This is a genomic window from Gordonia liuliyuniae (genome assembly GCF_021738805.1).
GTDB classification, from domain to species: Bacteria; Actinomycetota; Actinomycetes; order Mycobacteriales; family Mycobacteriaceae; genus Gordonia; species Gordonia liuliyuniae.
This window is the reverse complement of sequence record NZ_JAKKOR010000012.1, coordinates 128471-142994: the sequence shown is the minus strand read 5'-3', so window position 1 is coordinate 142994 and position 14524 is coordinate 128471. Positions and strand designations below refer to the sequence as shown.

General features: G+C 68.3%; 16 protein-coding genes. 11 read left to right on the top strand and 5 right to left on the bottom strand.

The window, feature by feature from the left end; translation table 11 throughout:
• Nucleotides 1-12: 12 nt before the first annotated feature.
• Complete coding sequence (gene dapD, locus L5G33_RS16605) at nucleotides 13-978, bottom strand: 2,3,4,5-tetrahydropyridine-2,6-dicarboxylate N-succinyltransferase (RefSeq protein WP_236999274.1); 966 nt, start codon at nucleotides 976-978, stop codon at nucleotides 13-15.
• Between the two features lie 45 nt (nucleotides 979-1023).
• Between dapD and dapE the strand changes: the two genes are divergently transcribed.
• On the top strand, nucleotides 1024-2127 hold the full coding sequence (gene dapE, locus L5G33_RS16600) for a succinyl-diaminopimelate desuccinylase (protein WP_236999273.1): 1104 nt from the start codon (nucleotides 1024-1026) through the stop codon (nucleotides 2125-2127).
• Here dapE and L5G33_RS16595 read toward each other — a convergent pair.
• Complete coding sequence (locus L5G33_RS16595; protein ID WP_236999272.1) at nucleotides 2093-2833, bottom strand: TetR/AcrR family transcriptional regulator; 741 nt, start codon at nucleotides 2831-2833, stop codon at nucleotides 2093-2095. The genes dapE and L5G33_RS16595 overlap by 35 nt on opposite strands.
• Nucleotides 2834-2949: 116 nt before the next feature.
• On the opposite strand from L5G33_RS16595, the gene L5G33_RS16590 reads away from it, so the two are divergent.
• The 10 genes from L5G33_RS16590 to glgC all read left to right on the top strand — a co-directional run bounded on the left by L5G33_RS16590 (nucleotide 2950) and on the right by glgC (nucleotide 11381).
• Nucleotides 2950-3405, top strand: coding sequence for a nitroreductase family deazaflavin-dependent oxidoreductase (locus tag L5G33_RS16590; protein ID WP_236999271.1), 456 nt, complete (start codon nucleotides 2950-2952; stop codon nucleotides 3403-3405).
• Between the two features lie 144 nt (nucleotides 3406-3549).
• Nucleotides 3550-4353 (top strand): TIGR00730 family Rossman fold protein, encoded by an 804-nt coding sequence (locus L5G33_RS16585; RefSeq protein ID WP_236999270.1) that lies wholly within the window; start codon nucleotides 3550-3552, stop codon nucleotides 4351-4353.
• Nucleotides 4350-4898 (top strand): LOG family protein, encoded by a 549-nt coding sequence (locus tag L5G33_RS16580; protein ID WP_236999269.1) that lies wholly within the window; start codon nucleotides 4350-4352, stop codon nucleotides 4896-4898. The genes L5G33_RS16585 and L5G33_RS16580 overlap by 4 nt, the downstream gene beginning before the upstream one ends.
• Before the next feature lie 41 nt (nucleotides 4899-4939).
• Nucleotides 4940-6709: a long-chain-acyl-CoA synthetase gene (locus L5G33_RS16575; RefSeq protein WP_236999268.1), complete on the top strand. Its 1770-nt coding sequence runs from the start codon at nucleotides 4940-4942 to the stop codon at nucleotides 6707-6709.
• Nucleotides 6710-6818: 109 nt separating this feature from the next.
• A complete protein-coding gene (folP, locus tag L5G33_RS16570; RefSeq protein WP_236999389.1) occupies nucleotides 6819-7631 on the top strand; it encodes a dihydropteroate synthase in 813 nt (270 codons plus the stop codon).
• The gene (locus tag L5G33_RS16565; RefSeq protein WP_236999267.1) at nucleotides 7628-8608 is read left to right on the top strand and encodes a glucosyl-3-phosphoglycerate synthase; all 981 of its coding nucleotides are present in this window, start codon (nucleotides 7628-7630) and stop codon (nucleotides 8606-8608) included. Before folP ends, L5G33_RS16565 begins: the two co-directional genes overlap by 4 nt.
• Before the next feature lie 27 nt (nucleotides 8609-8635).
• Nucleotides 8636-8977: a DivIVA domain-containing protein gene (locus L5G33_RS16560; protein ID WP_236999266.1), complete on the top strand. Its 342-nt coding sequence runs from the start codon at nucleotides 8636-8638 to the stop codon at nucleotides 8975-8977.
• Between the two features lie 87 nt (nucleotides 8978-9064).
• A complete protein-coding gene (locus tag L5G33_RS16555) occupies nucleotides 9065-9232 on the top strand; it encodes a DUF3117 domain-containing protein (protein ID WP_236999265.1) in 168 nt (55 codons plus the stop codon).
• Between the two features lie 2 nt (nucleotides 9233-9234).
• Entirely contained in the window at nucleotides 9235-10092 is an 858-nt protein-coding gene (locus tag L5G33_RS16550; protein ID WP_236999264.1) for a putative RNA methyltransferase, read from the top strand.
• 71 nt (nucleotides 10093-10163) lie between these two features.
• Entirely contained in the window at nucleotides 10164-11381 is a 1218-nt protein-coding gene (gene glgC, locus L5G33_RS16545) for a glucose-1-phosphate adenylyltransferase (protein ID WP_236999263.1), read from the top strand.
• 22 nt (nucleotides 11382-11403) lie between these two features.
• Here the strand turns inward: glgC and L5G33_RS16540 are convergent, their stop codons facing one another.
• From L5G33_RS16540 to cofD, 3 genes are read right to left on the bottom strand one after another with little or no spacing between them, the layout of a single operon-like run.
• Nucleotides 11404-11988: an NUDIX hydrolase gene (locus L5G33_RS16540; RefSeq protein WP_236999262.1), complete on the bottom strand. Its 585-nt coding sequence runs from the start codon at nucleotides 11986-11988 to the stop codon at nucleotides 11404-11406.
• Nucleotides 11985-13352, bottom strand: coding sequence for a coenzyme F420-0:L-glutamate ligase (locus tag L5G33_RS16535; protein WP_236999261.1), 1368 nt, complete (start codon nucleotides 13350-13352; stop codon nucleotides 11985-11987). The genes L5G33_RS16540 and L5G33_RS16535 overlap by 4 nt, the downstream gene beginning before the upstream one ends.
• A complete protein-coding gene (gene cofD / locus L5G33_RS16530; RefSeq protein ID WP_236999260.1) occupies nucleotides 13349-14344 on the bottom strand; it encodes a 2-phospho-L-lactate transferase in 996 nt (331 codons plus the stop codon). The genes L5G33_RS16535 and cofD overlap by 4 nt, the downstream gene beginning before the upstream one ends.
• Between the last annotated feature and the right edge of the window lie 180 nt (nucleotides 14345-14524).

Sequence of the window (14524 nt, the reverse complement as noted above, 5' to 3'; positions counted from 1 at the left end):
TCCGGCAGTTCGTCAGTTGTTGGCGTGGAGCGCCTCGTTGAGTTCGATGCCGTCGCCTTCTTTCGCGGTGACCTCGACGGCCCCGGTGGTGCTGTTGCGGCGGAACAGGAGGTTCGAGCGGCCCGCCAGCTCACGTGCCTTGACGACCGATCCGTCCGGGCCGGTCACCTTGGTGCCCGCGGTGAGATAGAGGCCTGCTTCGATGACGCAGTCGTCGCCGAGTGGTATTCCGCAGCCGGCGTTCGCGCCGAGTAGGCAGCGCTGGCCGATGGCGATGATCTCCTTGCCGCCGCCGGAGAGGGTGCCCATGGTGGACGCGCCGCCGCCGATGTCGGAGCCGTCGCCGACGACGACGCCTGCGGAGATGCGGCCTTCGACCATCGATGTGCCGAGAGTGCCTGCGTTGAAGTTGACGAATCCCTCGTGCATCACGGTGGTTCCCGGCGACAGGTGGGCGCCGAGACGGACGCGGTCGGCGTCGCCGATCCGAACGCCTGCGGGGGCGACGTAGTCGACCATCCGCGGGAACTTGTCGACGGAGGTGACCGTCACGTGGCCGCGGGCGCGCAGACGCAGACGAGTCTGCTCGAAACCGTCGACGGCGCACGGACCGAAGTTGGTCCAGACGACGTTCGCGAGGAGCGCGAACTGACCTTCGAGGCTGAGACCGTGCGGCTGGACGAGGCAGTGCGACAGCAGGTGCAGGCGAAGGTAGACGTCGTGGGCGTCGACCGGTGCGACCGACAGGTCGGCGATGACGGTCTTCACGGCGATCGTCTTGACGTTGCGGGCCTCGTCGACGCCGACGAGCGGACGCAGGTCGGCTGGGATGTCGTCGCCGGTCAGCTCGGTGGATCCGGTGACGCCGGGGGCCGGGTCGAGTTCGGGGGTCGGGTACCACGTGTCGAGGACGGCCGCCCGGCCGTCGTTCTCCCACACGGTGGCGATTCCAATGGCAGCAGCACCTTGAATAGTCACGTCGGCAAGTCTAACCGTGGCCGTTCCCGCCTACGATGGTTGCCTGTGAGCACTCCGAGCCTGAACCTGTCCGCCGACCCGATCGATCTGACGGCGGCTCTCGTCGACCTCCCGAGCGTGAGTCGAGACGAGACGTTGATCGCGGACGCCGTCGAACGGGCGCTCCGCGAGCAGACGGCCGGTTTCGAGGTGGTCCGCCACGGAAACTGTGTCCTGGCGCGCACCGATCGCGGACTCGACTCCCGGGTGATCCTCGCCGGGCACCTCGACACCGTGCCGATCATCGACAATGTGCCGTCGCGGCGCGCCGTCACCGACGACGAGGGCGACGTGCTGCACGGTTGCGGGTCGGTCGACATGAAGTCCGGCGACGCCGTCTTCCTGCATCTGGCCGCCACACTGGACGATCCGGCGCACGACATCACGTTGATCTTCTACGACTGCGAGGAGATCGCGGCCGAATTCAACGGTCTCGGGACCATCGAGCGGGAACTGCCCGACTGGCTGGTCGGGGACGTCGCTATCCTCGGCGAACCGACCGCGGGCCTGATCGAAGCGGGCTGCCAGGGGACGCTCCGCGTCCGGTTCACGGCGACCGGGACGCGCGCTCATTCGGCGCGCGCATGGATGGGCGACAACGCGATTCACAAGATCGGCGGTCTCCTCACGACTCTCGCCGCGTATGAGCCGCGACGCGTCGACATCGACGGCTGCGAGTACCGCGAAGGCCTGTCGGCGGTGGCCGTGCACGGTGGCGTCGCAGGCAACGTGATTCCCGATGAGGTGTATGTCGACGTCAACTTCCGCTTCGCCCCGGATCGCAGTCCGGAGCAGGCGTTCACCCATGTCCGCGAGGTGTTCGCCGACGACCTCGCCTCGGGTGCGGTGACCGCCGAGATCACCGATTCGGCCGCGGGCGCGCTGCCGGGCCTCGCGCATCCCGCTGCGGCGGCGCTCGTCGAGGCGGCGCACGGGAGGTTCCGCGCCAAGTACGGCTGGACCGACGTCTCACGGTTCGCGGCACTGGGCATTCCCGCCGTGAACCTCGGGCCCGGCGACCCGAGTCTCGCGCACCGCGTCGACGAACGAGTCCCCGTCGAGCAGATCACGACCGTCACCCAGACGTTGCGGGCCTACCTCTCGCGCTGACCCCCTGTCGCCCGAACAGCAATCCGCCGCCGAGGTCGACCACGCCTGCCCACACGTCGTCGGGTCGATCGGTGATCGTCCCCATCTGTTCGAACAGTTCCGAGGTGATCGAGCCGAGGAGCAGATTCCAGACCACCAGAGTGCGGGCGAGCGCGTCCGCTGTCAGGGGCAGACCGGCAACCTCGTCGGACGCTGCGGTCGCCGACAGCGCGGCAGCGGCGGCGCGTTGTCGTGACGCGTGTGTGCCGTCGACGGCGGGAACCTCTGCGTCGGCGGCGATCGCGCCGAACGTCAGGATCGGCCGGGTCCCGGCGCGGACCGTCGTCTCCCGGGGCGCGTGGTAGCCGGGCACCGGTGACCCGTAGAGGAGCGTGTACTCGCTCGGATGGGCGATAGCCCACGCGCGCAACGCATTCGCGAACGCTTCGAATCGCGACCGGGGAGTGGAGCGGTCGGCGACGGCAGCGTCCAGGGTGTCACCGAGGTCGTCGTATGCGTCGACGATCAGGACGGTCAGCAGGTCGTCACGGTCGCGGACATAGCGGTACAGCGACGACGGCGTCCGGCCCATGTCCCGCGCGACGGCGCGCAACGAGAGCGCGGCGGCGCCGTGCTGGGCGAGGTGTCTGCGGCCGACATCGCGGAGATCGGCTTCGATGCCTGCGCGTCTGCGGGCCCGGATGCCGGGGGCGTCATCAGTGGTCATCGGACCCATCGTCGCACGCCCAGAGAAAAGAGAACAGTGTTCTTGATTATTGTGGTCAGTCGACTTACAGTAAAAGGGAGAACACTGTTCACGATTACTGTTCGAAGGAGACTGAGATGAACGACACGACCGCCGCCGATCGCTACATCGAGCCGACTGGGCGACTGGGCTTCGCACTGAACAAGCTGGTGGGGAGTCTGGCGCGCATCGGTTTCGCGCCGAGCGGCTGCTACGACCTGCAGGTGCCGGGTCGGGTGAGCGGGGAACTAAGAACGACGCCGGTCAACGTCCTCGACCTCGACGGTGTGCGATACCTCGTCTCCGCGCGAGGTCGGACCCAGTGGGTGCGGAACGTCCGAGCCGGGGGAGCGGTCACGCTCCGGCGCGGCCGCCGCAGCGAAGCGGTGACGCTCGTCGAACTCGACGACGACCGCAAACCGGAACTCATCCGTGCCTACCTGACGCGCTGGGCGTGGCAGGTGGCGGCCTTCGACGAAGGCCTCGCGCCCGGTTCGACCGACGCGGAGATCCTGGACGCGGCACCGGGCATGCCGGTGTTCGAGGTGCGCTGACCTGTTCCCAGGTGTGCCGCGGTTCGTGCCCAGGGCACGGCGTTCTGCACGGGCGCGGGCCCTGCGCGAATGACGACGCCCAGGGCTCGACCCTCCGGAGCGGGGCGAGTAGCGTGCGCCTGCGCGGTTGGTACCGTTTCCGCCATGGCAGACGATGCGCGCGAGGCGCAGTCCAGTCCCGGCGACATTCCCCACATGGACGTTCAGGTTCGACACGTCGGCGCGGCGCAGGTGAGGCTGCCCGGCGACGCCGAACAGGTGCCGACCGACCGCGGACTGCTCGAGTGGGTCGATCCGCGCGATCCGACTCGCGCCGCGCACCGCACCGTCCGCGACTCCTGGCGAGTGCTGCGCATCCAGTCCGAGTTCGTGTCCGGCTTCGACGCCCTCGAGAACGTCGCCGAAGCGGTCACCGTGTTCGGATCCGCGCGCGACAAGCCTGGCTCGCCCGGCTACGAGCGGGCCGTCGAACTGGGCAGGCTGCTCGGCGAGGCCGGCTTCGCTGTCATCACCGGTGGCGGACCCGGCGCGATGGAAGCCACCAACAAGGGTGCCTACGAGGCCGGCGCCCCGTCGATCGGCCTGAACATCGAGCTGCCCTTCGAGCAGCACATGAACCCGTACCTGACGTTGGGCATGAACTTCCGCTACTTCTTCGTCCGCAAGACGATGTTCGTCAAGTACGCGCAGGCATTCATCTGTCTGCCCGGCGGTTTCGGCACGCTCGATGAACTGTCCGAGGCCTTGACCCTCGTCCAGACCGGCAAGGTTCTGCGGTTCCCGATCGTTCTCGTCGGACGCGAGTTCTGGGGGCCGCTCGTCGACTGGATCACGACCACCCTCGCCGACGAAGGCAAGATCTCCCCCGACGACCTCGACCTCGTGACGCTCGTCGACACCCCAGCCGAGGCCGTTCAAGCCGTGTGCGACAAAGCGGTCCGTTCGTGAGCGCGGACCAGCCCGCGATCTGCGTCTACTGTGCGTCCGGCGCGGTCGACGAGCAGTATCTGCGTCTGGCCGCCGATCTCGGCACCGGGTTGGCCCGTGCGGGCCTTGCCCTGGTCTCCGGCGGCGGCAACGTCTCGATGATGGGCAGCATCGCCCGCGCGACCCGCACCGCGGGCGGGCGGACCATCGGCGTCATCCCGGAACATCTGATGGCCAAAGAAGTCGCCGACCTGGACGCCGACGAGCTGATCGTTACTGACACCATGCGCGAACGCAAACGGATCATGGAGGAGCGCTCCGATGGATTCGTCACGCTCCCCGGCGGAATCGGGACGCTCGAAGAGTTCTTCGAGACGTGGACCGGCGGCTACCTCGGCGAGCACGACAAGCCGGTCGTCATCGTCAACCTCGACGGCTTCTACGATCCGCTGCTCGAGTGGCTGCACGAACTGAAGGCCCGCGGATTCGTCTCCGGATACGCGCTTGACCGGCTCATCGTCGTCGACACGGCGGCCGACGCGATAACACAACTGACTCGACGGTAGGGTGGCGGCATTCACATGTCGGTGCGGAGAGTGGAGAAAGCATGAATGCAGCGCCAACGAAGGTCGGGATCACTGACATCCTCAAGGGGGTGGCCACGCTGGCTCCCGACCTCCCATCGATGGCGCGACACGCGCCCGGCATCGTCCTCCGCACGGGTGAGACGAAGAACTCGATCGGCCAGGTGTTCGCCAAGCATGCCGCCGAGCACCCGGACCGTCCGTTCCTCCGGTGGCACGGCGAGTCGTCGTCGTACGGCGAATGCAATCGCATCGTCAACCGGTACGCGGCCGTTCTGACCGAACGCGGCATCGGCGTCGGCGACATCGTCGCGATCTTGTCGAAGAACAACCCAACCGATCTGCTGATGATCCTCGCGACGCTCAAACTCGGAGCCGTCGCCGGAATGATCAACTACAACCAGCGCGGCGACGTCATCGACCACAGCATGTCCCTACTCGGCGCCAAAGTCCTGGTCTGGGACCCCGAATGCGACGAGGCATTCGCCTCGATGAGCGCGAGCGTGCAGCCCGAGCACGTCCTGGACTTCGCGGCCCTCGAGGCGGCAGCCGACGGCAAGTCGACGGCCGACCCGGCAGTCACCGCGACCCTCCCGGCGTCGACTCCCGCGTTCTACATCTTCACCTCCGGCACCACCGGCCTGCCGAAGGCCAGCGTCATGAGCCACAACCGCTGGCTGTCGAACAGCGGCGGAATCGGCGGGATGTCGGTGCGGTTGCGGCCGTCGGACACGATGTACGTCGCGTTGCCGCTCTACCACAACAACGCGGTCTCGGTGTCCCTCGGCTCCGTGCTCGCCAACGGCGCCTGCATCGCGCTCAGTAAGCAGTTCTCGGCGTCGAAGTTCTGGGACGAGATCATCGAGAACCGGGCGACCGCATTCTCCTACATCGGCGAGCTCTGCCGATACCTGCTGGCGCAGCCGCCGCGCGCGGTCGACCGCCAGCACTCGGTCCGCGTGATCGTCGGCAACGGCCTGCGCCCGGAGATCTGGGACGAGTTCTCCGAACGCTTCGGCATCAACCGCATCGTCGAGTTTTACGCGGCGAGCGAATCGAACCTCGCGTTCGTCAACGTGTTCGGCGTCAAGAAGACCGTCGGGTTCTGCCCGCTCCCGTACAAGGTGGTCGAGTACAACAGCGACGGCACGCCCAAGCGCGACGCGAACGGCCGGGTGACGCCGGTCAAGAAGGGCGTCCCCGGCCTGCTGATCTCCGAGATCACCAACCGGATCCCGCTCGACGGCTACACCGACCCGACCGAGACCGAGAAGAAGATCATCCGCGACGCGTTCAAGTCCGGCGACTCCTACTTCAACTCCGGCGATCTGGTCCGCGAGCTCGGCTTCCTGCACATCGCGTTCGTCGACCGGCTCGGCGACACCTTCCGCTGGAAGGGTGAGAACGTCGCGACCACCGAGGTGGAGGGCGCGGTGACCAGCGACGACGCGATCGGCGGCGCCGTCGCCTACGGCGTCGAGGTCCCCGGCTGCGACGGCCGCGCGGGTATGGTCGCGGTTACTCGTTCCGGCGAGGCAGACCCGGACCCGAAGCGTCTGGCAGACCGCATGTACGCCGACCTGCCCACCTACGCGGTACCGCTGTTCATTCGATTCGTTCCCGAATTCGAGGTCACCTCGACGTTCAAGAACCGCAAAGTGGAACTGCGCGAGGAGGCCTACACCGACGTGGGCGACGACGAGGTGTGGGTGCTCAAGGGTCGTCAGGACGGGTATGTGCCGTTCTACGCCGAGTACCCGGCCGACGTCGCGGCCGCCAAGGCCCCGCGCTGAGCGGAGACACGCGCCCCCGTAGGGTGAATCCGTGAGCCTTGACCCGACGGCCGGACCGGCCCGGTCGACCCTTGCCGGTCGGCCTGTCGCCACCGATCGAGCCCTCGTCATGGCGATCGTCAACCGGACCCCCGACTCGTTCTACGACCGTGGAGCCACCTTCTCCGATGACGCGGCGAAGGCTCGCGTCGACGCGGTCGTCGCCGACGGCGCGGACATCGTCGACGTCGGCGGAGTGAAGGCTGGACCGGGGGAGAACGTCGACGCCGCCGCCGAAGCGCAGCGGGTGGTTCCGCTCATCGCGTGGATCCGATCGAGGCACCCCGACCTGCTGATCAGCGTCGACACATGGCGCAGCGAAGTCGCGTCGGCCGCGTGCGACGCCGGAGCGAACATCATCAACGACACGTGGGCCGGGGTCGATCCGGGTCTCGTCGGCGTCGCCGCACAGGCCGGCGCAGGCATCGTGTGTTCGCACACCGGCGGCGCTCGCGTGCGGACCAGACCGCACCGGGTCGCCTACGACGACATCGTCGCCGAGGTCATCGAGGAGGTCACGTCGGCTGCGATGCGGGCCAGAGCGGCTGGAGTCCGTGACGACGGAATCCTCATCGACCCGACGCACGACTTCGGTAAGAACACCCACCACGGACTCGCGCTGCTGCGCGACCTCGACCGACTCGTGGACACGGGGTGGCCGGTCCTGATGGCGCTGTCGAACAAGGACTTCATCGGCGAGACGCTCGGCGTCGGGCTCACCGAACGGGTGGCCGGAACACTCGCCGCCACCGCGCTCGCGGCGTCGCGCGGCGCCCGCTTGTTCCGGGTGCACGAAGTCGCCGACACGCGTCGCGTCGTCGACATGGTCGCGTCGATCGCGGGCACCCGACCGCCGGCGCGCACCGTGCGAGGGCTCGCATGAACGCTGTCTGGACCGAACGCGGGGAGGGGGAGGCGCGCTGGTCCCACACCCACACGTGGGACCACCCGGAGTGGAGTGTCGGCGAACTCGTCGCCGCGAAATCCGGCCGGACCGTCTCGGTGGTGCTGCCGGCATTGAACGAGGAGGACACGGTCGCGCAGGTGATCGCCTCGATCGCACCCCTGCTCGGCTCTCTCGTCGACGAACTCGTCGTCATCGACTCCGGGTGCACTGACCGGACGGCCGAACGGGCACACGCCGCCGGAGCGCGCGTGGTCACCCGGGAAGAGGCGATCCCCGGGATCGCGCCGCAGCCGGGCAAAGGCGAGGCGCTGTGGCGGTCACTGGCCGCGACGACTGGCGACCTCGTCGCGTTCGTCGACGCCGACCTCATCGACCCGGACCCGATGTTCGTCCCGAAGATGCTCGGACCGCTCCTCGCCGAGCCGAGCATCCACCTGGTCAAGGGCTACTACCGGCGGCCGTTGACGACCGGGGCCACCCACGAGGCCTCCGGCGGCGGCCGGGTCACCGAACTCCTCGCCCGCCCGCTGCTCACCGCGCTCAAACCTGAGCTGGGCGAGGTGCTGCAGCCGCTCGGCGGCGAATACGCGGGCACCCGCGAACTCCTGACGTCGGTGCGGTTCGCACCCGGCTACGGCGTCGAGATCGGACTGCTCGTCGACACTTACGACCGTTATGGGCTCACCGGGATCGGACAGGTCAATCTCGGCGTCCGGCAGCACCGGAACCGTCCGCTCCGCGACCTCGCCGTCATGAGCAGGCAGATCGTCGCGACGCTCCTCGACCGCTGCGGGATCGACGACTCCGGTGTCGGCCTCACCCAGTTCCTGCCCGACGACACCGGTGGATTCGCGCCCCGTACCACCGAGCTGATGCGTGACGAGCGGCCGCCGGTCGCCGACCTCGATCCGCGAGTCCTGAACGCGGCGGCGTCAGGCGGTCGGCGGCGTTAGACGGCCGCGCGGCGCTAGGCTGGAGGGGTGGCGATCATCGGACTGTACGTGATCGGCGTGGCCGTACTGGTCGCACTGATCTTCGCACTGGTGTGGTTCGTGTTCGGACGCGGCGAGGATCTGCCGCCGATCGAATCCGGAACCACCCTCACTCGGCTGCCCCGTGCGGGGATCGGCGGCGACGACGTCCGCGGTCTCGTCTTCGCGCAGAGCTTCCGCGGCTACCGTGCCGTCGAAGTCGATTGGGCCCTGGAGAAGTTGGCGCGCGAGATCGACGAACTCCGCGATGTGGTCCACGAACTGTCCGGTCGCGACGTCGCCGACACCGGTGCCATGCCGACCGTTCGGGTGCACGAGACTGACGACTGAGTAAGTTCGGCCGGTGCTGACGACGAGTCGCGGATACGCTGCACGTATCATGGACCCAGTCATTGAAGCGTTGGAGGGAGCACGGGCATGGCGGCGATGAAGCCACGAATGGGCGACGGACCGATGGAAGCGGTCAAGGAAGGTCGCGGGATCGTCGTTCGTATCCCGATCGACGGCGGCGGACGACTCGTCGTCGAGTTGAACGACGAAGAGGCCGGTGCTCTCGGCGAGGCTCTCCGCGAGGTCACCGCCTGACGGTGCGACCGGAGCTGTTCGCAGCCGCACACCTGGCCTGCCCCGTCTGTCAGGAAGCCCTCGAGGCATCGGGGCGAGTTCTCGGTTGCCCGGCTGGCCATCGCTTCGACCTCGCGCGACAGGGCTACGTGTCCCTGCTCGGCGGGAAGGGGACCGCACACCGGTCCGACACAGCCGACATGGTCGCGGCCCGCGCCCGGGTGTTTGCGAGCGGGCTGTACACGCCGATCCAGAACGCTGTCGCGGCAGCGGCCACGCGGCCGGGTCGCGACGAGTCGAACGAGGTCATCGTCGATGCGGCCGGAGGCACCGGCGCCTATCTGGCCGCCGTGCTCGACGCTCGACGTGACGGCGCGGTCGGCGTCAGCGTCGACCTGTCGAAATCATGCGCGCGCACCGCCGCGCGCGCACATCCGCGCGCCGTGTCGGTCGTCGCCGATCTCTGGGCGTCGATCCCGATCCTGACCGGCGCCGCGTCGACGGTCCTGTCGGTGTTCGCGCCGCGCAACGTCGCCGAGACGACCCGCATCCTCATGCCGGGCGGCCACTGGGTGATCATCACTCCGAACCCCGGACATCTCGCGGAGATCGTCGAACCCATGGGGATGCTGCGTGTCGGCGACGGTAAGGCCGATCGCCTCGAGGCCGACCTGCGTTCGGACTTCGACATCACCGCCACCGAGCGCGTGGTCGCATCGCTCGACCTCCTGCCGGATCAGCTCGCCGACATCGCAGGCATGGGCCCCGCGGGATTTCACCGGACGGCCGACGAACTGCTGGCGGCAGCGGCCGACCTCGCTTCGGCCGGCGCCGCGACCGCGGCTCTCGACGTGACGGTCACCCTCGCGCGTCGACGGTGAACACCACACTGTCGGTAGCCGTTCGGGACGGCCGGGTGGTCGCTTCGCTCCAGTGCCGATATGTTTGAACGGTGAGATCACAACCGCACGTGCTCGGAATCGTCCTCGCCGGCGGAGAGGGTAAACGCCTGTATCCGTTGACGATGGACCGCGCTAAGCCTGCGGTGCCGTTCGGCGGCTCGTACCGGCTCATCGACTTCGTGCTGTCGAACCTGGTCAACGGCGGGTACGAACGTCTGTGCGTGCTGACCCAGTACAAGTCGCATTCGCTCGACCGGCACATCTCCCAGAACTGGTGGGTCTCGGGTTTCCACGGGGAGTACATCACCCCCGTTCCGGCGCAGCAGCGACTCGGTCCGCGCTGGTACACCGGCAGTGCTGACGCGATATTCCAGTCGATGAATCTGATCGACGACGAGAAACCCGACTACATCGTCGTCTTCGGCGCCGACCACGTGTACCGGATGGATCCGTCTCAGATGGTGCAGGCGCACATCGAGTCGGGCGCCGCCGTCACCGTGGCAGGCATCCGCGTACCGCGCAAGGAGGCGATCGCGTTCGGCTGCATCGACTCCGCCGACGACAACAAGATCACGGCGTTCGTCGAGAAGCCGAGCGATCCGCCCGGCACCCCGGACGATCCGGATGTCACGTACGCGTCGATGGGCAACTACGTGTTCACGACCGACAAGCTCGTCGAGGCGCTCAAACGCGATGCCGCCGACCCCGACTCGGACCACGACATGGGCGGCGACATCATTCCGGCGTTCGTGCGGGCCGCGCAAGCGTACGTCTACGACTTCGACGAGAACACGATCCCCGGTGAGACGCCCCGCGACAAGGGATACTGGCGGGACGTCGGGACCATCGACTCGTTCTACGAAGCGCACATGGATCTCATCTCGGAGAATCCCGTGTTCAACCTGTACAACCAGCGCTGGCCGATCCGCGGCGCGACGAGCCACCTGCCGCCTGCCAAGTTCCTGCGAGGCGGTGCCGCGAACGACTCGATGGTGGGTGCAGGCTGCATCGTCTCCGGTGGCACCGTCCACAACTCGGTCCTGTCGAACGACGTCGTCGTCGGCGAAGGTTCCGTCGTGCAGGGCAGCGTCCTCATGCCCGGTGTTCGGATCGGAAAGAACGCGGTCGTGCGCAACGCGATCCTCGACAAGAATGTGACCGTCGCCGATGACGGGCAGCTCGGCGTCGACCTCGCCCACGACCGCGAGCGCTTCCAGGTCAGTGCGGGCGGCGTGGTCTGCGTCGGTAAGAGCGCGCTAGTGGATTAAGTGCTGGTGGATTAAGCGCTAGTCACCGCGCTGGCGAATCCGGCAGTCCGGCAAGCGCGGCGGAGCCCCGCTCGACGAGTACCGGGATCGTGTCGGCGTCGATGTCGGCGGGCAGGTCGTCCACCGGCCACCAGGCGAGGTCGACGGACTCGTCGCTGCGGACGATGTCGGGGAGCGACCCGTCCGCGGCGGGGTCGGCGACGGCCGCGTATTGGATGTCCAGGTGTCGCGTCGGAACGCCGAGCGAGCACGTGATCGGATGCGTGTGCAGATGCGCCGGGCCGTCTGACAGTCGCAGCGAAGCGAGGCCCGACTCCTCGAGACCCTCGCGCAGCGCTGTTGCGGCGACGCTGGCGTCGCCCGGCTCGCAGTGTCCACCGAGCTGGATCCATTTCCCCACGCGCGGATGCAGCGTGAGCAGGACGTGGCGCAGGGTCGCGTCGAAGACGATGACCGAGCCCGTGACGTGTCCGGGGACGCATGCTCGCATGCACGGGTCGTCCACCGCGTCGATGAACGCCAACATGGTGTGCCGCAGCGCGTCCTGTCCGGAATCGGGTGCGTGCCAGCCGTCGAGGACGGCGCGGGTCGCGTCGGTGATGTTCACAGTTCGATGACCAGCCCGTCGGTCGCGGCGGGCGCACGCAGGCCGGGCTCCGCGGCGGGATAGCCGATCGCGACCGCGCCCAACGGCTGCCACTGCTCGGGCAAGTCGAGCACGTCGCGAACGGTGGACGCCGCGAAGATCGTCGAACCGACCCAACAGCTGCCGACACCGCGGACCGACAGCCCGACCAGCAGCCCGGAGACGGCGGCGCCTCCGGCGACGGTGAACATCGTGGTCTCGCACGCGTTGCGGCGGGCGTCGGAATAGGTGTGCATGCCTTCGCCGGTCATCACCGGAATCACCAGTTCCGGTGCGTCGTACAGGATCTGGCCGCGTGCGACGCGCTTGGCTATCGACTCGTCGCTCTTCTCGTCGCGGTCGAGGTCGGTGCGCCACGCATCGCCCATCGCATCGAGCAGGGCCCGTCGGCGTTGCGCGTCACGCAACCAGAGGAAGCGGATCGGGTGTGTGTGATGCGGGGCGGGCGCGGTGAGCGCGTCGCCGAACGCCGCGTTCATGACGTCCTCGGGCACCGTCTCGTCGGCGAACGCTCGCACTGATCGGCGTGTCAGGATCGCCTCCCGGCGGCCCTGGCCGATCGCCTCTTCGACGCCGAGCCGGAACATGTCGTCGTCGAGGTCGCGGACCAGATCGCGGGCTGACGACCCGTCGTCGACGGGACGCCATCCGCGCACCACTGCGACCGGGACCCCGTCGAGCTTGCCCTTGACCAGATCTGCCGCAGCCGCGATCTCGTCGGCGACCGCGATGTCGGTGACGATCAATGTGTTGCCGTACGCGTCGTCGACGCCGTCGTACGCATGGCTGACGGCGACGCCTGCGGCCCCGATCGCCACATCGGTCTGCCCGGTGCGCCAGGCGCGTCCCATCGTGTCGGTGACGATCACGGCCACGTCGAGCCCGCGCGCGGCGAGCGCGGCGCGCAGCCGGGCGGCGCTCGCGTCCGGGTCGACGGGCAGCAGCGCGATCTGATCGGTGCGGACGTTGGAGCCGTCGACGCCCGCCGCGGCCTGCACCAGCCCGTTGCGATTCGCGGTGATCAACGTCCGGTTGCGTTTGGCGACGACGCGGACGGTCTCGTCGTCGATCAGTCGGCGGCGGAACGCGTCCCGCTCGTCCGGATCAGTCGGGGCGTCGACCATCCGCCCTTCGGTCTTCGAGAAGATCTTGCTCGTCACGACCAGCACGTCACCGTCGACGAGCCACGGCGCGGCCGTCGTGATCGCGGCGGCGACATCGCTGTCGGGCTCGAACTCGCCGAGCCCGGTCACGGGCAGGATACGGAGTCCGTCGAGTGCCCGGTGGTCGTGAGTGCTGGGGTCGTGAGTGCTGGGCTCGCTCACGGCGCCTGCACCCCCACCAGCGCGAGGGCCGCGCGGATCATGTCGGCGGTCGTCGCCGGATCAGTCATCAGGAGCGGAGCCGACCCGATCTCGATGCCGTCGACCTCGGCGTGGTCGCCGTCGGCGATCAGCCAGCCGTCGAGGAGCCCGTTCCCCGACCGCGCACCGAAATGGGCGGCGATCGCTTCGGCGGACGTCTCGACGCCGATCACCGACAGGCATTCGTCCGCCATACCGCGCAACGGCTTGTTGTCGATCACGGGGCTGACGCCGACGACCGGTGCGGAGGTGGCGCGCAGCGCCGCGCGGATGCCGGGGACACTGGTGATCGCGCCGATGGACACCACCGGGTTCGACGGCGCGAGGAGGACGACGTCGGCGTCGGCGATGGCGTCGAGCACTCCGGGAGCGGGCGTGGCGGCGTCGCTGCCGACCTGGGCGAATCCGTGTGTCGGGATCTTGGCGCGATGCCGGACCCACCACTCCTGGAAGTGGATCGCGACCTTCTCGCCGGGCTCGCCGCCCGGATTGTCGACGACTACGTGCGTCTCGTGTCGGTCGTCGGTCACCGGCAGCAGTCGGACGCCGGGCTGCCAGCGCTTGCACAGCGCGGCGGTGATGTCGGCGAGGGTGAACCCCGCGTCGAGCATCTGGGTGCGGATCAGGTGGGTCGCGAGATCACGGTCGCCGAGCCCGAACCAGTCCGGATCGGCGCCGTACGCCGCGAGCTCCTCCTTGGCGTTCCACGTCTCGTTCCGGTGGCCCCACCCGCGTTCCGGGTCGATGCCGCCGCCGAGCGTGTACATGCAGGTGTCGAGGTCGGGACAGATGCGGACGCCGTGCATCCACGCGTCGTCGCCGACGTTGACTATCGCGGTCACCGAGCCCGCCGACGGGGCGGTGGCAGGGAAATCGGTGACACCGAACAGCTCGCGTGCGCCCTGCAGGAAACGGGCGCCGCCGACGCCTCCGACGAGTACGGTCACATTCACAGGGATCCACTCTAACCAGCGCCCGCCGACACGCCGACGGGCGTCGGTAAACTCGCGCACGAACGGTTTTGTCGGTCCCCGATGTTATGAATGAATCTTGGCGTTCGGCTTGACCCGCACCATTGTCACCGTGTGTAATCACATCAGTGTCATTAAGGGTGGAGCGAAGCAGGGAGGGCG